Source organism: Pirellulaceae bacterium (genome assembly GCA_019636385.1).
Classification (GTDB): domain Bacteria; phylum Planctomycetota; class Planctomycetia; order Pirellulales; family Pirellulaceae; genus Aureliella.
Genome location: JAHBXT010000003.1, coordinates 139,034 through 163,988, shown reverse-complemented (window position 1 = coordinate 163,988; position 24,955 = coordinate 139,034). Strand labels below are relative to the sequence as shown.

19 protein-coding genes are annotated in these 24,955 nt (G+C 54.6%); 10 read left to right on the top strand and 9 right to left on the bottom strand.

Going from position 1 to position 24,955, the window contains the following annotated elements; all coding sequences use genetic code 11:
* The first annotated feature begins 42 nt into the window (after nt 1-42).
* Complete coding sequence (locus KF752_11350) at nt 43-669, top strand: glycine zipper 2TM domain-containing protein (protein MBX3422139.1); 627 nt, start codon at nt 43-45, stop codon at nt 667-669.
* Between the two features lie 277 nt (nt 670-946).
* The gene (locus KF752_11345; protein ID MBX3422138.1) at nt 947-2,629 is read left to right on the top strand and encodes a HAMP domain-containing histidine kinase; all 1,683 of its coding nucleotides are present in this window, start codon (nt 947-949) and stop codon (nt 2,627-2,629) included.
* Between the two features lie 8 nt (nt 2,630-2,637).
* Here KF752_11345 and KF752_11340 read toward each other — a convergent pair whose 3' ends face one another.
* From KF752_11340 to KF752_11330, 3 genes are all read right to left on the bottom strand, one after another.
* The gene (locus KF752_11340; GenBank protein ID MBX3422137.1) at nt 2,638-4,425 is read right to left on the bottom strand and encodes an aspartate kinase; all 1,788 of its coding nucleotides are present in this window, start codon (nt 4,423-4,425) and stop codon (nt 2,638-2,640) included.
* A 133-nt stretch (nt 4,426-4,558) separates the two neighbouring features.
* The gene (locus KF752_11335; GenBank protein MBX3422136.1) at nt 4,559-5,770 is read right to left on the bottom strand and encodes a cofactor-independent phosphoglycerate mutase; all 1,212 of its coding nucleotides are present in this window, start codon (nt 5,768-5,770) and stop codon (nt 4,559-4,561) included.
* Between the two features lie 56 nt (nt 5,771-5,826).
* Complete coding sequence (locus KF752_11330) at nt 5,827-7,173, bottom strand: homoserine dehydrogenase (protein ID MBX3422135.1); 1,347 nt, start codon at nt 7,171-7,173, stop codon at nt 5,827-5,829.
* A gap of 280 nt (nt 7,174-7,453) precedes the next feature.
* Here KF752_11330 and KF752_11325 point away from each other — a divergent pair, with 280 nt between their 5' ends.
* From KF752_11325 to fba, 7 genes are all read left to right on the top strand, one after another.
* Entirely contained in the window at nt 7,454-8,365 is a 912-nt protein-coding gene (locus KF752_11325; protein ID MBX3422134.1) for a hypothetical protein, read from the top strand.
* Nucleotides 8,366-8,367: 2 nt separating this feature from the next.
* Nucleotides 8,368-9,039, top strand: coding sequence for a histidine phosphatase family protein (locus KF752_11320; protein MBX3422133.1), 672 nt, complete (start codon nt 8,368-8,370; stop codon nt 9,037-9,039).
* A 170-nt stretch (nt 9,040-9,209) separates the two neighbouring features.
* Nucleotides 9,210-10,061 (top strand): phosphoadenylyl-sulfate reductase, encoded by an 852-nt coding sequence (locus KF752_11315; GenBank protein MBX3422132.1) that lies wholly within the window; start codon nt 9,210-9,212, stop codon nt 10,059-10,061.
* 17 nt (nt 10,062-10,078) lie between these two features.
* Nucleotides 10,079-10,519 carry an Rrf2 family transcriptional regulator gene (locus KF752_11310; protein MBX3422131.1) on the top strand — a complete coding sequence of 147 codons (441 nt, stop codon included), beginning with the start codon at nt 10,079-10,081 and terminating at the stop codon, nt 10,517-10,519.
* Between the two features lie 22 nt (nt 10,520-10,541).
* Nucleotides 10,542-11,969 (top strand): NAD-dependent malic enzyme, encoded by a 1,428-nt coding sequence (locus tag KF752_11305; GenBank protein MBX3422130.1) that lies wholly within the window; start codon nt 10,542-10,544, stop codon nt 11,967-11,969.
* 253 nt (nt 11,970-12,222) lie between these two features.
* Nucleotides 12,223-14,592: an MMPL family transporter gene (locus KF752_11300; GenBank protein MBX3422129.1), complete on the top strand. Its 2,370-nt coding sequence runs from the start codon at nt 12,223-12,225 to the stop codon at nt 14,590-14,592.
* Nucleotides 14,593-14,893: 301 nt separating this feature from the next.
* On the top strand, nt 14,894-15,916 hold the full coding sequence (gene fba, locus KF752_11295) for a fructose-bisphosphate aldolase class II (GenBank protein ID MBX3422128.1): 1,023 nt from the start codon (nt 14,894-14,896) through the stop codon (nt 15,914-15,916).
* A gap of 6 nt (nt 15,917-15,922) precedes the next feature.
* On the opposite strand, the gene KF752_11290 is transcribed toward fba, so the two are convergent.
* The 6 genes from KF752_11290 to KF752_11265 all read right to left on the bottom strand — a co-directional run bounded on the left by KF752_11290 (nt 15,923) and on the right by KF752_11265 (nt 23,240).
* The gene (locus tag KF752_11290) at nt 15,923-16,627 is read right to left on the bottom strand and encodes a response regulator transcription factor (GenBank protein ID MBX3422127.1); all 705 of its coding nucleotides are present in this window, start codon (nt 16,625-16,627) and stop codon (nt 15,923-15,925) included.
* Nucleotides 16,614-17,306 carry a phosphate signaling complex protein PhoU gene (gene phoU, locus KF752_11285; GenBank protein MBX3422126.1) on the bottom strand — a complete coding sequence of 231 codons (693 nt, stop codon included), beginning with the start codon at nt 17,304-17,306 and terminating at the stop codon, nt 16,614-16,616. Before phoU ends, KF752_11290 begins: the two co-directional genes overlap by 14 nt.
* Nucleotides 17,307-17,420: 114 nt before the next feature.
* The gene (locus KF752_11280) at nt 17,421-18,794 is read right to left on the bottom strand and encodes a hypothetical protein (GenBank protein MBX3422125.1); all 1,374 of its coding nucleotides are present in this window, start codon (nt 18,792-18,794) and stop codon (nt 17,421-17,423) included.
* An 800-nt stretch (nt 18,795-19,594) separates the two neighbouring features.
* The gene (locus KF752_11275) at nt 19,595-20,341 is read right to left on the bottom strand and encodes a PEP-CTERM sorting domain-containing protein (GenBank protein ID MBX3422124.1); all 747 of its coding nucleotides are present in this window, start codon (nt 20,339-20,341) and stop codon (nt 19,595-19,597) included.
* A 356-nt stretch (nt 20,342-20,697) separates the two neighbouring features.
* Nucleotides 20,698-21,924, bottom strand: coding sequence for a PAS domain-containing protein (locus tag KF752_11270; protein ID MBX3422123.1), 1,227 nt, complete (start codon nt 21,922-21,924; stop codon nt 20,698-20,700).
* A 35-nt stretch (nt 21,925-21,959) separates the two neighbouring features.
* The gene (locus KF752_11265; GenBank protein MBX3422122.1) at nt 21,960-23,240 is read right to left on the bottom strand and encodes an amidohydrolase; all 1,281 of its coding nucleotides are present in this window, start codon (nt 23,238-23,240) and stop codon (nt 21,960-21,962) included.
* A gap of 360 nt (nt 23,241-23,600) precedes the next feature.
* Here KF752_11265 and KF752_11260 point away from each other — a divergent pair, with 360 nt between their 5' ends.
* Nucleotides 23,601-24,923: a trypsin-like peptidase domain-containing protein gene (locus KF752_11260; protein ID MBX3422121.1), complete on the top strand. Its 1,323-nt coding sequence runs from the start codon at nt 23,601-23,603 to the stop codon at nt 24,921-24,923.
* Nucleotides 24,924-24,955: the final 32 nt, after the last annotated feature.

The following is a 24,955-nucleotide window of genomic DNA, read 5'->3' as shown; positions in this document are numbered from 1 at the left end:
TGGTTGGTCAGATCTTCATTGTCAATTGCGAGAGCGCCGGAAATGATTTTGCGCATTAGTTTAGTAGTAATTGCTAGCATGGCGTCGCTGAACTCCTGCTGGGCCCAGCGCTACACAACGCAGGGTGCCGTTGTCGGAGGTGCTACGGGCGCGGTCATCGGTGGCTTGATTGGCAAGCAGAGTCAAAAAACTACTGGCGGCGCGCTGATCGGTGGGGCCGTTGGTGCTGTGGCGGGCGGCATGATGGGCCGTTCGTACGACAACCAGCAAACTCGACAACATCAGGCTCATCAACAAGCCCTGCACAATCAACAGCAGCAATTCTACGCCCAACAACAAGCGGTTGTACAATCGGGCGTCACTACCACCGATGTCCTGTCGATGACCCGTAGCGGCCTGGCAGAATCGGTCATCATCGCTCAGATCAATGCGCGTGGTATGCAGCGACGATTGGAGGTGAATGACATCATTTCATTGCACCAGCAAGGTGTCAGTGATACGGTTTTAACAGCCATGCAGACTGCGCCACTGGCGGGACAGTCTACGACCGCTCCCGGTTACGCTCATCCAACCCCTACTCACCGCGGCACCGTCATTCACGAGCAACCAGTGATCTACAGCAATTCGCCGCGGCCCCACCCAGTCTATCAACGCCATTATCGCTGGTGATTGCATCGAAGTGCCCTGGCCCGGCATGGTCCAACAAACGCTACAAGCGTTACCGTTAGTAGACTGACCTGCGTTTGTGGAAGCCGCCGCTACCTGCAGCTGGACATTGCCTGCATTTGACCCGATAACCTAGCTGCACAGACGTCCGGTTTGACTCAGGATGTCTTCGAATCCGTTTTTCTCAGCAGCTATTCTGGCCTGTCCGTGAAGATTCTAAATCGCATGGGCTCTGCCATGACGAAGTGGCTGTGTTCGAGGGGTAACAAGGATGTAGGCCATGAATAGCTCCAATGCGCATCAACCATCACGTCACTACCTGCAGGTCAACGTCCAACCGACTTCGAGGGTGATAGCCACTGGGCAGATCACCACCGGCACCGTTCAGGGCAGGCAACCAGCCAGCTGTGAACCTACAATTCAAGTTGCCGGAGCTACCGAGTCCAATAGCCCAGGCCGCCGGTCGCTGGATAATCCGCTGCAGGGCCGGCTTCACGCACCTCATTCAGCCCTAGCTCCACATCTCCCACACGCGGCCCGACGATCGGTAGAGGGGCGTCCCCAAGCGCATGCGGAACACCCACAGCCGGAGCCTTTCTTGGCTACAGCTAGCTCGCATCCGGACCTATCCACGTGTGCTAATCCGCAGCCAAGAGAAATCGACTTTGCAGATCAAATCACGAGTCCCCTTGTAGCTGCCCAGCACATTCTGGATGCCCTAAAAACTCGAGTGGCATATAGTGGCCATCTGTCGCGAGAAGATTCGCAATACCTGTCCGCTGCCAATACACAGATTCAGTTGGTGACCCAATGGGCCAAGCAAATCGCTCACTTCCAGCCCGGTTCGAACAGTTCATCCAGTCCGCTTATACGTCGTCGTTTTCATCCTCAAAATTGGCGGTCTGTACTGGCAAGGACGTTTGACACGATCGCTGATGCCAAGTCAGTGCAGTTGACTTGGCAAGGCTGGAATGACGACTTGCCGCTGTTGTACACAGATTACCAGCGGCTCAGCCGAGCACTATTCCACTTGCTTGTGGGCACGGTCACTTCCTGCCGCGCAAATGATACGATTTCCATCACGGCAGCTTGGCACCACCTTCAATCGCAACGTTTGGTTATTTCCATAGAGGATCAAGGACCGGAAATGCCGTCGCGCCTGTTGAAGATTGCCAATGACACCAGCGAAGACGTCTTGGAACTAGCCGATTCCGGATTGCACATTGCCAAGTCACTTGTGCGGTCGCTGGGAGGCAGTCTGTCGGCACACATTTGCGCCGGAGGGGGCAATGTCATTAGCCTCGCACTGCCTATCGACGAGGTGGCCAGTTTGGTACGCAGTTGGATTTTCCAAAATGCCAACCGTCAAACAGTAGTTGGTCCTTGTCGCGTCTCAATCTACGCGGTCCGCGCCACCGAGCAGAGTACCGAACTGTTGAATGCACAATTGCAAAGCGCAGCGGACTTGCGCCAAATTGTCTACCGCGTCTCCAGCGATCGCTGGATCGTGATAGAATTGAAATCCTCTTCGATCCCACCCTACTCGACGGTCGTCAACCAAGTTTGGCAACAGTCCGCTCAGCCAATGCGCGACGGCGTTGCACCCACAAACACTCCCTGCGCTTGCCAATGTGTGCTGACCAGCGGCAGTTTTGCATTGGTTAAGTCGGCCACCATGGATCCGATGCTGAGTGGCCTGCCGCAAATCATCGAGCAAGTATCCGCAGCCATGCGGAAATTGATCTCGGGTCACAAACTGCTGGTCGAAAACGTCGAACTCGATCAACCGGCGACGCAGGCCATAACGCGGTCGACATCAGTGGCAGCCGCGCAGCCGAGCCGAGGTAAAATCGTGCGTCCTGACGATGCCCAGCCGGGGGCTCAGGTAGTGAGTGAAATCGTCAAGCAATGGAAAGTCGTGCAAGCCAAATTGGCGCGGCTCAACGACAAGCTACCACAGTAGAACATCGCCTAACTGACTGCATTCTTGAAGCGTTCTTTTAGGCTGCTGAGAGCGCGTTGCCCGAAGCGACTGTCGACCACGACGTTCACCCGCAACTCGCTGGTGTTGATCATGTTAACGTTGACCCCGGCTGACGCCAATGCTTCAAACATGCCAATGGCTACGCTGGTGTGGCTACGCAAGCCAATCCCGCTTACCGATAACTTACTAATTTCGCGACAGCCCGCGATATTTCCAATTTTGAATTGCTGTTTGAGCTGGTCGACAACCTGCATGCAGGCATCGTATTGATTGCGGGGAATGGTGAAGCTGATGCTGGTAATTCCTTGATAACCGTCACAGCTCTGCACGATCATGTCTACCAGGACACCCGCTGAGGCGACAGCGCCAAACACGTCCGCAGCTAGTCCAGGCGAGTCGGGGACACCAGACAGCGTGATCCGCGCCTGATCGTCGGTCAAACTAATATCGCTCAGTCGTAGCTGCTCCATGTCAGCGGCTTGCAGATCATGGACTAACTTGTCCAGGTCGGCCTGGCTGGCCTTACGTGACGGCAGGGTCTGCCATTGAACGGCGTCGGCGGGTCGTTGGCCAAGTTCAAACGATTGATGCACGGCGCGGAGCGCGGCAGAAGCTTGCTGGCGCGATACCAGCACCGAAATCTTGATTTCGCTGGTTGTAATCATTTGAATGTTGATGTTCCCATCGGCCAGGGCTTGGAACATTTTTCGGGCCACGCCCGTTTGGGCTGCCATGCCCAGTCCCACCACGCTGACCTTGGAAACTTGATCGTCATACGTCGCCCCCGTCGCACCGACCAACTGAACGGCGTGATCAATGACGTTCTGGGCTTTTTTCAGTTCTTGCTTGAGTACCGTGAACGACACATCAGCGCGACTTTCATCTCCCACGTTTTGGACGATCATGTCGACGTCGATTTTATGGTCGGCCAACAATTGGAAAATGCGAAGGGACATCCCAGGTACGTCGGGTACACCTTGCACTGTGATCCGCGCTTCATCGCGCGTCATAGCCGCACCACACACAGCTGTCGTCGGTGATTCACTCTCGCTGACTATCAGAGTCCCTAACGTATCGCTGAAACTACTTCGCACATGGATCGGTACTCCGTATTTCTTAGCGAATTCAATCGATCGGTTGTGCATGACGCCTGCGCCCAAGCTAGCTAGCTCCAGCATTTCATCGTAACTGATCTGGCTCATGTGCCGAGCTTCCGGCAATTGCCGCGGATCTGTGGTGTAGACACCATCGACATCGGTATGAATTTCGCAAGCGTCAGCCAGCAGTACCGCAGCCAGAGCCACGGCGGTCGTATCGCTACCGCCACGGCCTAAGGTGGTGATGTTGAAGTCTTCGTCGATACCTTGAAAGCCGGCCGCAATGACGATGTTGCCTTCGCTGAGTAGTTTGCGGATACGTTCAGCTTCGATGCGCCGAATGCGCGCCTTGGTGAACGAACTGTCGGTGTGAATTCCCATTTGCGCACCGGTCAAACTGACGGCTTTCGAACCCAACGAATGCACCGCCATGGCCATCAGTGCGACGCTAACTTGCTCGCCTGTGGACAACAGCATGTCCATTTCGCGTGCGGGCGGTGAATCGCTGACTTGCGCTGCCAGGTCGATTAACAAGTCCGTGTTGTGGCCCATCGCGCTGACGACGACTACGACTTGATTACCATCTTGTTGAGCGCGGATCGCCTTGCGGGCGGCGGCCAAAATCTTTTCTGGATCAGCCACACTGGTGCCGCCAAACTTCTGAACTATGAGCGCCATGATACTTCGTCAAACCTTACAAACGAAACTCGAAATTCTCGCAATACGTTGAACGAAAGACTACAAACTTCCCGGGATCATTGACTAACAGCTAACGCACAGTCAAATCGACTCACCGATGGTTCCGCCTGCGTCAGGTCCATTGACCCTTTACAAACTGCTGCATCATTTCCCATCCGTTGGGAAACTTGATGTGGCTGGCGGCAGCCGCAACTTCGTTATAGCTTTCGCCATATCCGCTGATTCCCGTGCCGCACAGCGCCAACGGCACCATGCCATGGCTGTGTTTTTTAGTTGCACAGGGAGTCGGATGATCGGGCAGCACCATCAGTCGATAGTCTCCTAGACTTTCCAGTTTGGCGCGGACCGGAGCCACAATATGCTGGTCGATGGCCTCGAGTGCTCGAATTTTTTCTTCGTACCGCCCTTCGTGTGAGGCTTCGTCAGGGGCTTCGACGTGCACGCACACAATATCGAAGTGATCCAGGGCCTTGACGGCTGCTTGGCCCTTGCCAGCGTAATTCGTATCCAGATAACCGGTGGCACCCGGCACTTCGATGCGGTCCCAGCCAACGAGCGCCGCTAGGCCACGCAACAAATCGACGGCCGTGATCATCGCCCCTCGTACACCGAATCGCTGGCTGAAATCCGGTAGCTGTGGGCTGCCGCCCAATCCCCACAGCCACACATTGGTAGCCGGTCGCTTGGCTGCCGCCAGCCGCTGTCGATTCACCGGATGATCCGCAAATAGAGTCTCCGAGCGATTCATCAAGTCTGTCAACAAATCGCTGCCGCGACCTCGCGGATAGTCATCGACCACCGGTAAGTCAGTCAAATCATGAGGCGCGCGTGTTCGCGTGTCCGTCGCAAACGGAGCGGGCTCGCCAGCCCGACCACGATAGATCATCAAATTGCGATAGCTGACTCCCGGCACAAACTGCAGGCGATCATCAGCCACCGCATCTGCCAAGGTCTTCAAGAGTTGGCTGGCCTCGGCGGTCGAGATATGGTCCGCGGTGAAGTCCAGCATGATCTGATTCTGGACCGTTACCAGATTGCAGCGAACCGCCCAATCATCGGGGCCCAGTGCGATGCCCTGCGCGGCAGCCTCGATAGGCGCGCGACCGGTGAAGTATTCATTGGGATCGTACCCAAACAGGGACATATTGGCGACTTCACTGCCAGCGGGAAAGTGCAAGGGCACGTTGTCCGTCTCGGCGATCAAGCCATCACGGACCACCGCGTTCATGTGCGGAATGTTGGCGACTTGAAGTGGAGTCTTTCCATCCAGCTGTGGCAGCGGCTGGTCAGCGCAGCCGTCAGGAATAATGATTGCATACTTCATAGTTTGGAAGCGGTAAATGGTTGATTGCGCCGCGGCGTGCGCTGGTTATGGGTACATTAGGACTTCTGGCGAGTTTCCAACACCCGCATCCGAACGGCATTGCCGGTTACCACAGGCAGCTTCACAAAATGACCAACGGCGCGATCCACGGCGCCTGCGGTGGTTTCGTGAGTCATGATAACCAGCGACACGCTGCGTGCGCTGCGGTCTGTCAAACTACTCGCGGCGACGGATGAATCTGGATCGGATTCGTGCTGGATAATCGAGGCTATTGAAAGTTTTTGGTCGCTCATGATCTTGGTGATCTGTGCCATGACGCCAGGCTGATCCAGGACTTCCAAGCGCAGGTAAAATCGGCCTGGCAAATCGGATTGGGCCGCCAGGTTGACGGTCGACTGTCGGTCGCTCCACAATTCAAGGGCCTGGAAGGTGATGCGTGCCCTTCCGACGGCGACGTCGATCAAGTCCGCCGCCACGGCTGAAGCGGTTGGCATTTGACCGGCCCCTTGACCATGAAAGAACAGATCGCCGACAGCGTCCCCGTCCAGGCTGATCGCATTGTAGTTGGCGTGAACTTCTGCCAGCGGATGTCCCTTGCGAACTAACGTTGGTGAGACACTCAACTCCACTTGGCCATTGGTCAACCTTGCGTGAGCGATCAATTTGATACGATATCCAAGCTCCGACGCAAAGCCGAGATCGATGGTGTTCAGACTGTCGATTCCGGAACGAGCAATGTCCTGCCAGTGCACCCGTGCTCCGAATGCCAAGTGAGCCAAGATGGCCAGCTTTTGCGCGGCGTCGGATCCGTCGACGTCCATCGACGGGTCCGCTTCGGCAAAACCTAGCTTTTGAGCTTCACGCAGGGCAGCATCGTAGCTCCATCCATGCTGGTCCATTTTGTCGATGATAAAATTGCTGGTTCCATTCAAAATGCCTTCCAGCCCCAATATTTGATTAGCGGCCAGGCACTGACTGATGTTGGCGATAATTGGAATGCCGCCAGCCACGGCAGCCTCAAAGGCGATACAGCGCCCTAACGCTCGAGCCCGATCAAACAACTCAGAACCATGTTCAGCTAACAATGCCTTGTTGGCGGTCACGACATCCTTGCCTGCTTCCAGCAGTCGCAGCGTAAATGTGCGCGCCGGCTCCAGCCCGCCAACCAACATGGCAACCAAGCGTATCTCAGGGTTCTTGAGCACCTGCTCCAAGTCATCCGTCAGCATGCCTGCGGGAAGCTCCAGGTCGCGCGGTTTGCTGAGATCATGAACCACCGCCTTGTCCAGCACCAGCTCACGCCCTGTGTGTCTGGCAGCGCGGTCGCTGTGGTCTAACAACAGGCGTGCGACACCGCTGCCCACTGTGCCCATGCCGATGATCGCTACCTTGATCTTTTCCATTGAATTCACCAAACCTGTTGACGGCCTTCCCGGACCGTCACACACCGGCTGGGAATTGGAGTTGATATCGTAGCCCAAAGCTTGCAAATTGGCAGGGGAGTGATTTGTTTCAAGCGGCTGCAAGCTAGCATCGCGGGTCACCTTGACCGGGTAGTCCCCAAGCCACTAATCTGCCCCTGCACCACCCTATTTATCTGGTGGTCGTACGTCGAATTATCTGGCTCTTCTAACCACCTGTATCTCGGACATGGTGCCCTACAACCAGTGCAAATACGGCTCCTTGCGTGATGTAAACAAAGCATCGCGGCTGCGGCTTGTGCCCTTGGTTTTGCTTGGCTGGAGCCTATTGGCCTGCGAGAGTGGGTGCGCGCGATGGCATGCCCAACCATCGGTTGATTCGGCCATTGGACTACCCGTCCCCAAGCCGTCGCCTGACAGCCTGGATATCGAAACGGTGCTGATGCGCTTCGAGGACCATCAAGTTGCTCAAATGCAAGAGATTTGGCTGTCGGTCGACGAAACGATTATTGATTTGGAGCAGCGTCTCCGATTGGATGCTAATGGGGTGCGCGTTGGCGTATTGCGCAGCGAGTTGCCGGCAGAGATTAACCGCCGTTTAAGCCAAGCTAGCAGCCAACGTCATCTCGACGCCTTGGAACGAGCCGGACTTGCCTCAGAGACTCCCCACGGAATGCGACTGTTGCGCTGTCGCGCTGGCCGCCGCAAAGAGGTGGTGCTGCGGCAAGTCGCCGGAGAGCCAATGTCGGTGTTAACCAGTATTGACGGCCAGTTGGCTGGCGTGACCTTTGGCGACCGTCCCACAGCTCTGTTTGCGCTGACGACCTTTCCGCTGAACAATGGGCAAGCCGATATTGAACTCATACCTGAAGTGCACCACGGTGAGCCTCGCAGTACCTTTGTAACTACAGACTCCGGCGTTCGCCAAGAATCTCGACGTGAGATCAAGGCCTGGAAACCGCTCAAGATTCGTACTCGTATGGCCCCCGGCAATGTACTGATTATCGCCGCCACTCAGCCGCCAAAGTCGTTGGGGCAGGCGTTCTTCGTGTCTCGTACCGCTAAGCAAACAGACGAGCATGTGCTACTACTCGTGCGATTGGCGGCAACACAAATGGACGACCTGTTTGGCAGTCAGGAAGTTAACTTGGCGCGGCAGTTTATGGAACATTAGCCATGTCGCACATTCTATTGATTCGTCATGCTCAATCCGCCAACAACGCTCTGCCGATGGAGCAACGTGTGTGCGATCCTGGCTTGACACCGCTGGGTTATCAACAGGCGCAGGCCATCGCGCGTTCTCTGGCCGGCTACCCGCTGCGCAAATTGTACTGCAGCCCATTCCTCAGATCGCTGGAGACTACCAGACTGATTGCCGAAGCGACCGGCTTGGTGGCCGAAATTCGCAGCGACCTGTTTGAAGAGGGCGGGTGCTACAGCGGTTACCTGGACCACGAGAAACGCGGAGAACAGGGTATGGGCCGAGATGAACTCTTGCAGCGGTACCCTGAATGGAATGTGGATCCGCGCATCGGCCAGCAGGGTTGGTGGGGTAGACCGTTTGAATCGAAATCCGACGCACAGCGGCGCGCCCTGTCGGTGCGGCACTGGTTGGAGTCCAGCATTGTCGAACCGGGATCGCACGTGGATGCGCTGGTGATCCATGCCGATTTCAAACGGCTGCTATTGATTGAATTATTAGGTCAGGCATGGTCCGAAGCCCAGCATCAACAGTTCGGTTCGCTGATCAATACCGGCCTATCGAGCCTAGAGTTCTGCTGTGGAACGTGGATTATGCACTCCTTCAACTCCGGCAGCCACCTTAAGCATCACCATTTGAGTTCGTAGGCGGGCGTCCAGGCTGGTACTCAAGCTGCTGCCCGATTGTGACGATAAATCCCCAATGACACGATACTTGACTATTTTGGTATAAATGGTAAAGTATCGGTAGTGGATTTGGCGGTCGAGGGTGCGATTTCCGATTGTTTGCGAGCGATTTGGCTAAGGGATTATATTTGATGGCACTACCCCACAGACAAAACGACCCGGCATCTTCAGCCACAACTCAGCAAGCTGGGGCACCTGTTCAACTGCGGGTACTGACCCCGGCTGATTTTGCCGACCAGAGTGATTCGACTGGCAGCTATCCTGTGTTGCCAGAGCCGGCGGTTGCTACGCCCGAGGTGCTGGAAGAGTTGGCTGTGCACAGTCAACAGCTGGAACAGGCTGAGCCCCAAGAGATTTTGCGCTGGGCCGTACAGCGCTATGCGCCCAAGTTCACCATGGCTACGGCCTTTGGTCCCGAAGGTATGGTGTTGATTCATCTGTTAGCCAAAATCGACCCGGCCACCCCGATTTTCAATTTGGATACGGGCTATCAATTTGCAGAGACCTTGGAGTTGCGTGAAGAGGTCAAGCGTCGCTACGGTATCGAAGTAGAGCTAAAACGCCCCAGACTAAGCGTTCAGGAATTTGAAAGCCTGAACGGTGGTCCGGTTTACACCCATGATCCAAATCGATGCTGCGCCGAGCGAAAGATCAGTGTCCTGCGCGAAGCAGCGATTGGATTTGATGCTTGGGCCAGTGCTATTCGGCGGGATCAAAGTCCTGATCGTGCGCGAGCACCCATCGTAGGATGGGATAAAAAATTCGGGTTGGTCAAAGTTAGCCCCTTGGCCAATTGGACGAAGAAGCAAGTATGGAGTCTGATTGCCAAGGAAAATATTCCGTATAACCCACTGCATGATCAGGGGTTTACCAGTATTGGTTGCCAACCGTGTACGCGAAGCGTGTTGCCCGGCGAAGACGAGAGAGCTGGTCGCTGGAGTGGATTCGCTAAGACCGAATGTGGACTACACACTGCGGACTAAATGGAGCAACTTTCCACATGCAGCTCCCGATCAAATCTCATTATGCAACGCTAGCCATGCTGTCGCTGGCGGTTCGCTATCAATCGGGTCAATTGCTCACCGCACGCACCATTTCCGATCAACAGCGAATTCCCAGTCAATTCCTAGGCCAAATTCTGCAACAACTCCGCACCGCCGGACTAATTGTCAGCGTCCGAGGTTCTGCTGGTGGCTTTCGACTCGCCAAGCCTCCAGATCAGATTTCACTGGCTGCAATTGTTGATGCTGTGTGCTTTAGTCCCTCGTTCGTTGCGGATTTTGGTCAGACGGACGGTGGCCAGTGGAATGCCGTCGCCCAAGTAGTCGCCGAAGTTTGGCAAGAGTTGGACGAACTGCAAACTCGTTTCTTGCACAGTCAAACTTTAGCTCAACTGGCTCAAAGGCTGACCCCTGATGCGGTGGCCATGTTCTACATCTAACAGGAAGTGTGGTACTGATTATATGACTCGTCAAGGTTCTCCCAACGCCAGCTTCAGTGTCACACTTCGCGTCAAAATCCGAAATAAACCGGGCAAGCTAGGTGAATTAACGACGGCGATTGGCAAGGCAGGTGGCGACATCGAAGGCATTGATATCGTCAGTGTCGGTCGCGATCATTTGGTTCGCGACTTAACGGTTAATGCCTCCAGCGAGTCCCACGATCAAGAGATTGTAGCGGCTGCCAGCAGCGTCGAGGGTGTTGAAGTTCTACATGTCAGCGATCGCACATTTTTGATGCACTTGGGCGGCAAGATACAAGTGGTCTCCAAAGTTCCGCTGAAAACCCGCTCGGACCTGTCAATGGCTTACACGCCTGGTGTGGCTCGCGTATGCAGCGCAATTCATCAAGATCCCGAGAAGGTCTTTAGCCTGACCATCAAGAAGAATACCGTGGCTGTGGTTACTGACGGCACCGCCGTGTTGGGACTCGGCGACATTGGTCCTGCCGCCGCCATGCCGGTGATGGAAGGAAAAGCTCAGTTGTTCAAGGAGTTCGGCGGAGTCGACGCCTTTCCGATCTGTCTGAATACTAAAGATCCAGACCAGATTGTGCAAACGGTCAAGAATATCGCAGTCGGTTTTGGAGGAATCAATCTGGAAGACATCTCAGCGCCTCGTTGCTTTGAAATTGAAGAACGCTTGCAGGCCGAGCTGGATATACCGGTGTTTCACGACGACCAGCACGGCACGGCTGTCGTAGTCTTGGCAGCGCTGATCAACGCTCTACGCGTGGTCGGCAAGAAGATTGAAGATGTCAAAGTCGTGGTCAATGGCATTGGAGCTGCCGGAGTTGCGTGCTCGAAAATCGTCATGCAGGCCGGCGTTCACAATTTGGTTGGTTGTGACCAGACCGGCGCGCTCTATTCAGGGCGAACTGAGCATATGAACTCGGTTAAAAAGTGGTTTTCTGAGAATACCAACCCCCAACGGGAAACTGGGAGCGTTCACGATGTACTGGCCGGTGCCGACGTATTTTTGGGCTTGTCCGGTCCCGATGTACTCAAGGTTGAGGACTTGCAGCGGATGGCCAACCACCCGATCGTGTTCGCGATGGCTAATCCGGTACCTGAAATCATGCCCGAACTTGCAGCCGGCCATGTTGCCGTGATGGCCACCGGTCGGTCCGACTATCCCAATCAGATCAACAACGTGCTGTGTTTTCCGGGAATCTTTCGTGGTGCCATCAACTGTCGCGCTTCAAGGATCAATCAGGAAATGAAATTGGCGGCCGCCAAAGCCATTGCAGAGATTATTGGCGAAAATGAGCTGCACGCTGACTACATTGTGCCATCGGTGTTTGATCGTCGCGTGGGCGAAGCGGTTGCCGCTGCGGTTGAGTCCGCCGCCTATGCCAGCGGAGTCGCTCGCCGGCAACGTTTGGCTGACTAAGCCATGCAATCGATGCCAGCTAGTGGACCCCAAAGCATGTGGGCAATTGTAGCTGCCGTCACTTGCCCTAGGCGGCCAAACTATTGTTCCGCAGACTGTCAATTGACTGATGGGTTGTTGACAGCCCGTGCGGTCCTATGATAGCGTCATGCGATCATAACAGGAGCGCCAGCAGTTCTTGACGCTCAGGTGGCGACAGATTCCCCATGTCTCAACGCCCGCAGTAAGGCGGTGCTAGGCAGGCGCAGTCACGATGGATGCTCAGCAACTTCCCAGCGACAGCGACCTTTCCGCTTCTACTGCCGACAACCCGCGCAACCGCGCTGATGACAATTTTGATGTGTCGCCTGGACTTCTGGCTGGCGTGAGCCAACTGATTCGGTTTCGCTGGCTGCTGTTGATCGGCAGCCTGCTTTTGGGCGGGCTAGCGCTGCCTTATTCGCTGTCCTTGCAATTTGACCGCAGTCTGGAACGCCTGTTCCATCAGTCCGATCCCCGCTTAACCAATTACCTGGAATCGAAGGAAATCTTCGGGGCTCAAGAGACCTGTGTGGTCGCCTATTCAGACCCGGACCTGATCAGCGTCGACGGCTTGGATAGACTAGAGCAGTTCTCCAAACAACTCGCGGATGTTCCGGGTGTAGATAGCATCATGAGTCTGGCGGGCATGAGACGCCCATCGGCGCCACTTAGCGATGTATCGCTGAAGGAGGTGCTGGCTAGCGGTGCCGCCACCGCCGATGACTTGCGCAAAGAATTGATTGGCAGCGATCTGTACCTGAATCGACTGATCTCGCCCGACGGTCAGACGACGGCTGTTGTTGTAACGCTCAAGCTATTGGAGGATACCGATCAACCGCGTGCCCAGACGATCAAGCGACTGCGTGAGATTGCCGACCAATATCCTGGTGAAGCTCTGGTGGCTGGTGGTCCGGTGCTGGTAGATGATGTCTTCAGCCACCTGGAAAACGACGGTCAGAAGCTAGGCATCTACTCGACGTTGGTGATGACGCTGGTGATTGCCATCATGTTTCGCAATCTGCGCTGGATGTTCATGCCGCTGATCGTAGTGCACCTCGCACTCATTTGGACCAAAGCCTCGATGGTCATCGCTGGTATGAAGCTGAGTATGGTTAGTTCGCCACTGGTGGCTTTGGTAACGGTGATTGGCGTAGGGACCGTTGTTCACTTTGCCATTCGCTATCGCGAGTATCGGTCGTGGCTTGATCCACAGGCCGCCATGCGCGGAACATTGGCTCATGTGGGCCCCGCTACTGCATGGACCATTCTGACCACCATGGGCGGATTCTTTTCGTTGATGGTCAGTCGCATCGTGCCGGTACAAAGTTTTGGGTTGATGATGGGGATCGGCACGCTGTTCGTGTTAGTGGCCATTCTAGGAGTAATCTCTGGCGCCGTATTGATTGGCGGCGGGTCCAGCGATCCGCAACGGGCACCTGGAGAGAAAAAAGCCGCCGTGCTGCTGCAATGGTTGAATCGGGCCGTCGAACGTTACCCTTGGCTGTTTGCCACAGTCGGTCTGGTGATGCTTGGGTTCTTGACGATTGGCACGACACGTCTGGAATCGGCTACAGACTTTACCGACAATTTTCACGAAGATAGCCCTATCGTACAGTCCTATAAGTTTATTTCTGAACGACTGGGGGCTACCGGAGGATTCGACTTGATCATTGACGGTCCGAGCGCCAGCGATCCCAAGTTTGATGATTTTATTGAACAGGTCCGTCAGATTCAGCGCGAGCTGTTGCAGGTCGAGGGCGTGTTGGGCTCAATGTCACTCACCGATCTGTTCGCATTTATGCAGAACAAGAATGGTCCTCAGCCGACCAACCTGTCGGAGCGCTTTGCGCAAGCGGCCATCGCGAATCTAGCTCCTCGATACCTGCTCGGCCAAATCGACAAACGAGAGCCTGGTCTGGTATCCGGCTTTTGGAATAAAGATCGCAACGTGCTGCGAATCTCGGTTCTAACCGGTGACCTGGAAGGCAATCAGGCCAAGATCGACCGACTGAATGCTGTGGAGGCGATCGGCCTCAAATATTTCCCTGGCGCTCGATCGGCCGGGTCCGAAATTTTGATCATGTTCTTGGTCAGCAGCATGTTGTCCGATCAATGGATTACGTTTGGGGTCGCCGTGTTGTTGATTTTTGTCATGCTTAGCCTGTCTTTCCGCAGTCCTGTACTGGGTGTTTTGGCCCTGATTCCGAATGCCTCGCCAATCTTAATTGTCATTGGTAGCATGGGCTGGTTGGGACTGAAGATGAATATGGCCACCGCCATGTTGGCCAGCGTCTCCATGGGACTAGCGGTGGATTTCAGCATTCACTACCTGTATCGCTTCCGTCATGAACTTAAGTCAGGCGCGGACTTCAACACTGCCATTGGCCAGGCGCACGGTTCCGTGGGGCTGGCAATCATGCTGGCCAATTTGGCGCTGATCGCCGGGTTCATGGTGCTAACCCTGTCAAACTTTGTGCCAACAGTGCAATTCGGATATCTGGTGACCATCGTCATGTTGGGCGGACTGGCAGCCAATCTAGTCGTCCTGCCCATTCTGCTACGCGCCTTGTACCGCATCTGGCCCAGCGCGGTCGGGCCATAATCATTCTGGGAATCTGGCCAGCCGAAAACAACGGCTCATGCCCAGATCAATTGCGCGCCAGCCCATTGGCTAGCGCGGCTTCGGCTGCATTAGCTCCCGCCAGTGGAAGATGAATTTCCGTTAACCCCCGTTCATTCCATTCCAAATCGGCTGTGTCTGGCAATGCGACCAACAGCAAACATCTGACTTTCGGGATTGCGAATTACGGCATCCGGCAGATAATGAGGCATAGTTTCGATGTTCCAGGGTTCCCCAAGCGCTGAGGCTCGCCACGGCGGGTACGAGGCAGGAGATGACTGTTATGCCGCTAGTGCCGCTGCGCGTTGTATTGGATCATGCTGCTGAAAACAACTACGGTGTAGCTGCGTTTAATGTGAATAACATGGAGCAGATTCAGGCGATCATGGAGGCGGCTGTCGAGACGGATTCGCCGGTGATCATTCAAGCTTCGCGAGGCGCACGGGCCTACTCACAGGATCTGTATTTGCGCAATTTGATGCGGGCTGCAGCAGAACTGCACCCGCACCTGCCGATCGTGATGCATTTGGATCACGGCAATAGCGTGGCCACTTGTGTTAGCGCCATCGACAATGAATTTACCTCGGTGATGATGGACGGTTCCCTCGAAGAGGACGGCAAGACCCCTGCCAGCTACGACTACAACGTCAAGGTCACCAGCGAAGTCGTTCGCATCGCCCATGCTCGTGGCGTATCGGTGGAAGGCGAATTGGGCTGCCTCGGTTCGCTAGAATCTGGTGAAGGTGAACAGGAAGACGGTCACGGTGCAACCGGTCAATTGTCGCATGACCAACTACTGACTGATCCAGATCAAGCGGCTGAATTCGTGGAAGCCACGGGAGTCGACGCCTTGGCCGTTGCCATCGGAACCAGCCATGGTGCTTACAAATTCACTCGCAAGCCGGACGGTGAAGTGTTGGCCATGAGCCGCATTGAAGAGATTCATGCGCGTCTGCCCAATACGCACCTGGTCATGCACGGTAGTTCCTCGGTTCCGCAAGAGCTGCAGGATATGATCAACAAGTACGGCGGAAAAATGAAGCAAACCTATGGCGTACCAGTCGAGGAAATACAGCGCGGCATCAAGAGCGGCGTACGCAAGATCAACGTTGACACAGACAATCGCATGGCCATGACCGCAGCCATTCGCCAGGTACTGATGGAAAGCCCCGACAAGTTTGATCCACGTGACTACCTGAAGCCAGCTCGAGCTGCAATGAAAAAAGTGTGCGTCGCCCGCATGGTCGCCTTTGGCCAAGCCGGCCACGGTGCCAGCCTCCGCCGCCAACTTGAACAGCCGGTTTAGGGAAGGTCAGGCCTGGCGATCAGGTTCGTAGAATCTGTAACCTACCCCGCGCACGGTTTCGATGCACTCGGCGAGCGCTCCCAGCTTCTTGCGAATTGAGCGAACGTGGACGTCGACAGTCCGTTCGAGTACCAGCGAGTCGCTACCCAGCGCCAATTCGATCAACTCTTGCCGATCAAACACGCGGCCCGGTTGGCTGATCAAGCTGTCCAGCAAGCGGAATTCAGAGGCGGTTAGCTCAACAGCCTCGCCATTGACCTGCACCCGATGCTTCAGCCGATCGATCTTTATTGGTCCGCAGATGATAACTCCCTCATCACCAATTGGCTCGTCCTGGCCAACCCGTCGCAGCAAAGCCTTGATGCGTTCCATCAGAATTCTAACGCTGAACGGTTTAACCACGTAATCGTCTGCACCAACATTAAATCCGACCAGCTGATCGCCCTCTTCTCCCTTCGCGGTGAGCATCAGAATTTTGGTCAATTGAATCTCTGGAGCAGACTTCAGGCGTCTACAAACCTCCAGCCCATCGATGCCTGGCAGCATCACATCCAGGATGACCACATCGGGTAGATTTCGCTGGGCCAGCTCCAAACCCTCTGGGCCGTTGGACGCATGTGAGACTTCATATTCGAGGGCTTGCAGATTATAAATCAAGACATCTGCAATAGCCCGATCATCTTCGACGATCAAGATTTTAGGGCGCGGCATGACAATCGTCCCGAAGTGAAAACTGCCCATGTTTGTGGCGAATAATCTCGCCGCTGATCATGTAGATCACATCCTCAGCGATATTCTCGGCATGGTCCGCAATGCGTTCAAAATGCTTCGAGGCCGAGAAGCAATTGAGAGCGGCTTCGACATAATCACCGTCTGTACGCATCAGCGATTTGAGCTCGCCGATGATCTCGCGATTCAGCCGATCCACCGAGGCATCGTCAAGGATGACTTGTTTGGCGAGCTGAACATTCTGGGCCACAAAAGCGTTGAGAGCCTTACGAACCATCTCCGTGGACTCGCGCGCCAGTACCGGCAATTGATCCGGTACAGGAAAGTACGGAAATTCCATTAAGCCCACAGCCCGCTCCGCGATATTTCCAGCCAGATCAGCAATGCGTTCCAGGTCGGCGTTGATCTTGAGGATCGACGCGATCTGTCGCAGGTCGCTGCCTGCCGGCTGATAGAGGGAAAGAATTTTCAAACATTCCTCCTCGATCAGAACTTCTTCTGCATTGACGCGTTTGTCCAAGTCCTTGACTTGTGGCACTCGATTCAATTCACGACTGCACAGCGATCGGGTTGCATCATTGATCATCTGCTCGACCAGGCAAAACATGGACATCAGTCGATCTTGGAGCGTTGCTAATTCGCGGGTGAAATGGATGTTCATAGTCGGTGTAGATTGTCTCTAAAAAATGGTTTGTCAGTCGCGGTGCTAGGCGATCAAGCGCCCAGCACCGCCACAGTTAATTGTGGCACCGTCAAGTGACTCACCACCAATACTTTACTCAGCCGGTATCGTAATCTGTGTCAGTTGGGCGCTGATATTGTTACGCATGGCCGTGATGTCCGCAAAGGCAACGGTTCCGTTCTTGTCAATATCGGTCAGGCCACCCGCGTTAACAATCTGAGCGACGGTATTCTTGATCTCGGTAATGTCAGCAAATGAAACCGTAAAAGTTGGCGTCAAGTCTGGTCCTGTGGTTTCACCCAGCAAGTGCCCGACGTACAGCTCGATCGTCGCCGAACCAATGGTGACTTTGATGCTCAGATAGCGATTTTGAATAGCGTTGTCGGCCCACAAAATCAGGATCCGGTCATTGTTATCGGCTTCCGCCAACTCCGGATAGAGGACTACCGATGTTGGAGTCGGCGCATTCTCCCATGCCGAAACCGGATTGCCAGCCTCGCTAAACGCTCCCTGAGGACTCATCTTGTAAACCAAGCTAACATCATCCAGGGAAGTCAAGTTGTCGAAGTCCAACACAACCCCGTTCAATCCGCGACTGTCGTTGGTCAGATTGACGAGGCCGAATGTCGTCGGTTGCTCGCCTCGCCGAATCGGCTGCTTGTGCGGGTCGACCGCATTCCAGGGGGAGGCTCCACCACCGCTAAAGCCGTTGTGATAGACCTGGGCCGTGACGAAACTGGTAGCCATGCCCGACATGACTTCACCGCTGACAGTCACCATGTCAAATCGCCATGTGCCTCCAGCATAATTCGATTGGGCGCCGAATCCTGTCGGACGATTTCGCGCTGCTTCATAAGCGGTGTCGGCAGCATAGTTGGTGCCACTTAGGAACTCAGTAAAGGCGACTGGCGAAAACACAGATACGACCTGAAACGCAAAGTTGGGATTGTTGTTAACTCCGGGTACGTTAGTCAAATCAATAATCTGTTGATTGGACCAAACATCGCCCACGCCAATTTCAATATTGTCAACATTGTATCGCTCCAAGCGAATGGGGCTCCCATGGTCGACGAAGTTGACGCCGTCTGTTGTATATCGGACTTGATACCAACGACTGGAGGTATTGCTGGTTCGCAGGTCGAATTTGCAAACTAAATTCTGAAAACCCGTTGTATCCACGGAGAATTGAACGCCTCGAGTGCCGCTGCTCGTAGACTGAGGATGATAGGAATCCGTCTGGTGTGCTTGACCGGGTTGAACCGGATCAGAGGAACCATTTCCTGAGTTGAAACCAGGGTGACTGACTCCGTTAAGATGGGTGATGGCGCCGCTACCAACGTTTGCGACATTCGTGCCTATTGCCAGCTCACCCTGTAGAAATTGGAAATCCCATTGTGTAATTGTCTCGGCACGCAGAGCTGAACAGCTCGCGAGTACAAGATACATAGCAATCGTCGTTCGCCGCATTGGTCGACTCTCTTTCTTGAGTGAGTAAAGTGCTGCACTGCGCTAGATCCAGCACCTTGATGAACTAAGTATCGCGAGCAACCCGCTTCGCCGAATGCTACTTAGCTGCAGGTACTCAGCACTAAAAGCGGCGATATCGTAGAACTAACGTGTTAAAAAAAGACGTGCCATTTGTGAAATTTGCGTGAAGTCGTTAAGCGGACAGCAGCTCCCCAGAGCGTCATACGTTGCGCCATGTTGGGATCGTTTGGCTGTGGGTAACTGTTCGTACAATTTGCTACGCGTGTATGTGGCGCGCCGGCCTGGGGCGCAGCTTAAACTTGCGGACGATCGTCGTCACGATATCCGTCCCGGTCACGTCCTATCGAATGGCTTCCACTGGTTCGGCTCGCCCGGCTCGAACAATGGCGTGTACGTTTCGGGGCATCAAACAGTATCAAGAGGCTGGGCAGGCGCAAGCGCATGAAAACAGCCGACCTGCTTGATGCAGGTCGGCTGCAAACTAGTCCGGTTGGCGAACTGAATGGTTGGTAGGCCAACGGGTGCAGTGCAGACTCCAGTTGAAACGTTCTAACACCCGCTGGTCTACCAGTAGCTAAATTTTGACTCTCCATTTACCTAATGAGTTGGGCCAAACACACCGACAAATGGGGTCAGTCAATGGGGTTGCTCGCAATGAGTCGTGTTTCAGTCGTATCGATGCAGAGGACTGCTATCGAGAGGACCGTTTTTGCATTTAGCACGCCAGCAGTACCAACCGAATTGAGCGCGACCGTCATCGGTTACTGCGTCCGAACGACTTAGAACGCTCGACGAAAGCGGATCACAGTTCCACTGCACGTCACCAGCGTCAGTAGCGCTATGGAGCTTGGTTCGGGAACAGCGGTTCCACTAATCGTCACGTTGTCAAATCGCCAAGTACCGCCAGAACCACCTCCACCGTAATTACCGGTTCCAACTCCTCCGCCTGGCGTATACGAAGCCTGAGCATTAGCGCGCATGTAGGCCGTATTGGGCCCAAAGTCTGCCAGCGAGGCGTTTTGATCGAAAGCAAGTGGCGAAAAGATTGACACCACTCGAAACCCAAAGTTCGGATTATTCTCGACCGCAGACAGAGCACCCAAGTCGATATTGAAACTGTAGAAGGTATCGTGAGGCGACAATGAGCCAGCATTGTTAGAATGGGGCGTCCAGCTTGTGCCACCATCTGTCGTGTATTCAAATCGTGCCCAACGCGAAGCGGTGCCGCTGGCGCGATGATCTAGGCTGACGGTAATGTTTTCAAACCCCAATGTGCTGGTCAGGAACGAGACCCCGCGCATCCCACTGTCTTCGCTTTGTGCTGCATAAGTAGCTGTATTCCAGCCTCTGCCTCCACCATTTCCAGTGGCAAAAGTACCGGTAGTTCCACCGGTAAGTATCGCGGTCCCGGTGCCACTATTGGGAGTTAGCGTATCGCCTTCAAAATCCCATTGGGTAATGATCGCTGCCTGGGCGGAACCCGCAGCAGCCAGCGCCACCAAGCTCGCCATAAAAAAAGGCTTCATCTAATATTCTCCTCAGCAAAGTATCCAACAAACGATGCGACTCAGAACGCCTGATCGCTAACATTTGACGGAGCATGGTACCGAGCATCTATGAAACGCCTGAGAACGCGACGTTAAGCCAGCGTTAAGTTTTGATGATGCGTCTATCGCAACGAAAATGGAATCGCATTGGAGTGAGGAGCCGTATGCGTTTGGATGATGAGCCCCGCCCAGCGCTATAGGGTTTACAGGAAATCGCAGCACGCGATTTGATACAGGGGCGTCAATTGCCCAGCCCCAATCATGACCGAGCTGACATTTAATTCGGCTCAAGTCGAATGTAACCCAGCCAGTTTTAAGCACATAACAAGAGCCGGCTAAGTTTTTGCAAGGGGTGAGTCAAATTGTTCATAGAACCGAGGTAAGACGACGGTGAAGGTGCTACCCAATCCCGGCTTGCTTTGCAATTCGATACGACCATCGAATGAGCGGACTAGATGTTTGACGATAGACAAGCCCAGACCCGTTCCGCCCATTTCGCGAGACCTGGCCGGATCAACGCGAAAGAATCGCTCAAAAATTCTGCCGTGATGCTCAGGCGCAATTCCGATTCCGTTGTCGATCACCTGAACCATTGCCTGAGAATCGCTGAAAGTCACCTGCAAATGTACGGTCGCTTGCCGGCGTCCTGTGCCATGATGATGGCTGTAGCGTAAGGCATTGCTTACCAAATTGTCCAGGATGGTGCGCAGTGCTTCTTGGTCTATCCAGACCATACATCGCTGGTCAGCGGGCGACTGACCGTTAACCGACAGCTGAACCGCCTTGCGTCGAGCCTCCTCTGAATGTCGCATGACGCTCTGGGTGGCGGCTTGCAGCAAATCGACCGACTGAGCCTTAAAGGCTTGCCGGCCTGATTCGATACGTGCCAATTGCAGTAGATCATGGATCTGGTGGCTTAATGTCTCGGCTTGCTGCTCAATCTGACGCACAAAATTGCGGTTATCGGGCGACTTGTCGATAGCTCCCATCAAGAGCGTTTCGGCGTAGGCTTTGATCGACGAGAGTGGTGTCTTAAGTTCATGCGAAACGTTCGCCACAAAGTCTCGACGAATGGTTTCCAGTCGATGAAGTTGGGTGACATCGTGAAACACCAGTGTCATGCCCGGCGATGGCTGACCGGCCATGGGAGCAACCCGTAGCTGAACGTCGCGACGATTACGCTCGTGAGTTTGAAAGGTTGCCTGTATAGTACGGTTTGTGGCCAAGGCTTCGCGAGTCGCTTTCAGAACCGCCTCATAGCGCACTAGGCCGATGAGTGGCTTGCCAATGACGTCGGGTAGGTCGATGGTCAGAATCGTTCGCGCTGCTTGATTTAGAAACAGAACCTTGCACTGTTCGTCAACAGCGATGACGCCTTCGACCATGCCGCTGAGCACCGCTTCGAACCGCTGTTGGTTCTCAGCCAATTGGCGCGAAAGCTGTTGGATCCGCCGTTCACTGTCGATCAATTCCTCGGCACTCTGAGGCGCTGCAATTGCCAACACGGCCTGCGTTGTGGACGTCGGTCCATTAGCGGATTTTGACTCTTCTGCTTTAGCCATCGTATGCAGCGATCAGCGCGAATGTTGCGCAGCATTTAACCAAAGACGGTCTCGACATTGCCCCGTAGCACTTGTCGCCCCAGTTCAAGTGCACGTGTTTCGCTCCATCTTAGCCCAATCACAAAATGGTTGGCAAGGACTTCTGCCAAGCAGCGTTTGAACATCGCAAACTTCGGCAAGGCGAACTCCAGCTTGTACATGTCGCTGTAGTAGCCGATGATCTTGTTGCGCGGCACAGCCTCCAATCGGGCTGTCAGATCGCGGGCGATGAAACTGGGTGTGTTGCTGTACCACCAATGACCGTGACAGACGACATTGGGAAATATCCAAGCGTAGCTGACCAGCTCCTGATTGGTCACGCTAGCCAACACGGAAATGGGAAAGGTCACTTCGGGGAAGGCGTTCAGCAGTTCCGCGTACTGAATCAAGGACACTCGGCTATCGTACAAGTCTTGACCCTGATATACGCCGCCCGGGTAGACCTGACGATTGACACCAATCATCAAATCAAACGGCAATCGAAAGCGACGACAGTTTTCAGCCAGTTCCCAGAAGACCCAGTAGGCCATCCGGGTCTTGTCGTCGGCCGGCGCGTCAGGGCCGAGAGTCAGCAGAGCGCTGAGCGAGATTTCGGCGTCACCATCCGAGATAACTTGTGGCACAAACCAAGGCGGCAGGCTGATAGCGCAGGCCTTGACGTTGTGCTCCGAAAAATGCTCAAAGCGCTGGGCGATGGAACGCCGGAGGCCGTCCAACGCCTGCACACTGATGTTTGAACTGTGCTCTAGCCGCTCCACCACCGCCGGCTTACATAAGTGAAATACTAGCTCGTCGGTACGCAAGCAAGGTATATACCGGCTGGTATTAAAGCCAACCAACGGATCGTCAAAATCGTTAGTCAGGAAAACGCTCTCCAATTTGGAGAGTCGCAAGACTTCGTCCTCCCAGTCTGGATGCGCCATCTTGGCTGCGGCTGCATCGTAGAGCGTCTCCCAATTTCGTTCGTCAATTCGTTCCAGGCGAATTCCAAACAACGCTTCGGCTGCTTCCAGGAGCCAACTCAATTGAACCGTATTGTCCAGTGGTCCCAGGCCACTAACCAGCCGCTGCACCCTGTCGCGCGGGCCTAGTTTAGGGTCTTCGATAGCTAGGCGAGGCATGCCTGCCGAGTGCGCCAATTCGGTGTAATAATGGTAGCCCAGAATCTCGGCGAGACTCTGGCTAGCCGGACTGTGTGGATTGATGTGCGTGTGGGGATCGATCAATACGAGGCGATCCAGTTCGTCAAACAATCGTTGCTTCAAATCCAGTGACATACATTCATTTCCTGATGGCGTTGCAAAAAATCATACATTGTCGGGCTTGGGGGCCTAGCTGATCCGTCCCTCCCCAGGTTAGCTGGGAACGCCAACGCTTGTATAAGCTGTAACTATTAAGTCGGGAAGATGCCCTGCCGCAATGGATTCTGGCTCTGCGGGCTGGCAATGAGGCGGCCCACGGTCGGTGCCCGCACGGATTGGACAGGCGTTATAACCGCTTGCGCCCCGGGCACTTGGCGTGGCACCAGCCTGCCCCGAAAGAAAACTTTTTGCCTGCACCGCAATCCTTCGGCTACAATGATTTAAAAGATAAATGCCAGTCGCCATCGATAGCCGCCCAAGTGGAGCCACTTGACCATGGATCATTCTCAATACAGCGAGAATCCCGCTTCGACGGTGGAGACCGCAGAACCAAGTGCGGCAGCTCAGACGGCGTCTCAGTCTGACTTTGCAGGCAAGCGATCCAGTTGCAAGTCGCATTCCAGTATCTGGCACATGGCTGGATCAACCCTGGTTAGCATGTTGATGGTGTTGGGATTGCTGGTCGCTGCTCGTTTGGTTGTACCGACGCTGGTCGAGGATATTCGCTATCGCTGGTATCGCGGACAGTTGCGAGCCGAGCACGAGCTGTCTAGCGAACGGTTGCAAAACGTGTCGCTGGACTCTTTGACCGATGTGTCGCAAATGGTCAGTCGGCGATTGGGACCGAGCGTTGTTCGCATCAATACCCTTCGCGACCAGCAAGCGCTGGGGCAATACGAGCGATTCTTGGGCAGCAGCAATCCGGCACTGCGTTACGAAGGGCAGGGCAGCGGCTTTGTGATTGATGCGGAAGGGTTGATTTTGACAAACTACCACGTGATTGCTGGGGCTGAGCAGCGGAATTTGGCACAAGTTAATAAGATCGAAGCAACCTTGGCTGACGGTCGTCAGCTTGCAGCCGAAATCGTCGGCGTCGACCCGAAGACCGATTTAGCGGTATTGAAGGTGGCCGCCACAGATCTGATTGCGGTTGAGTGGGGGGACAGCGATACGGTAGTCATCGGCACACCGGTATGGGCTGTCGGCAGCCCATACGGATTGCAACAGACAATCACCTTCGGCATCATCAGCGGCAAACATCGTATCGACCTCAGCGGTACGCGATATCAAGATGTCCTCAGCCCAGAACCTGCCTATGGCGATTTGATGCAAAGCGATGTGGCGGTGAATCCTGGCAACAGCGGTGGGCCGCTGGTCAATGCAGTTGGCCAAGTTGTTGGAGTCAACGCCGCAATTCTGGGAGAAAGTTATCGCGGCATCAGCTTTTCAATTCCCAGCCGTGTTGCACGCCGCGTGGTGAACCACTTGATCGAGTCGGGCGAAGTCCAACGAGGTTGGTTGGGTGTGCGAATGCAAGATTTGGCCTATGATCAGCGGTATGGAGCAGATGGGCAGATGCGTCCAGGCGTAAGAATCGTCGAATTCCCCAAAAGCGAACCCTCACCCGCACAGCAAGCGGGCTTGAAAGAAGATGACGTGATTGTGGAATTTCAGGGCAAGCCTGTGCTCAGTCAAGTCTCATTGATCAACATGATCGGTGAGGCGGAAGTTGGCACGACGGCGGAGGTCGTGGTTCAACGGCAAAATCAGTTTGTGCGCGTGCAGGTAACGCTCGGTAAACGCAGTTTGAAACTCTAGCGTCGCCGCGATGGACACCCCCGAGCTACCAT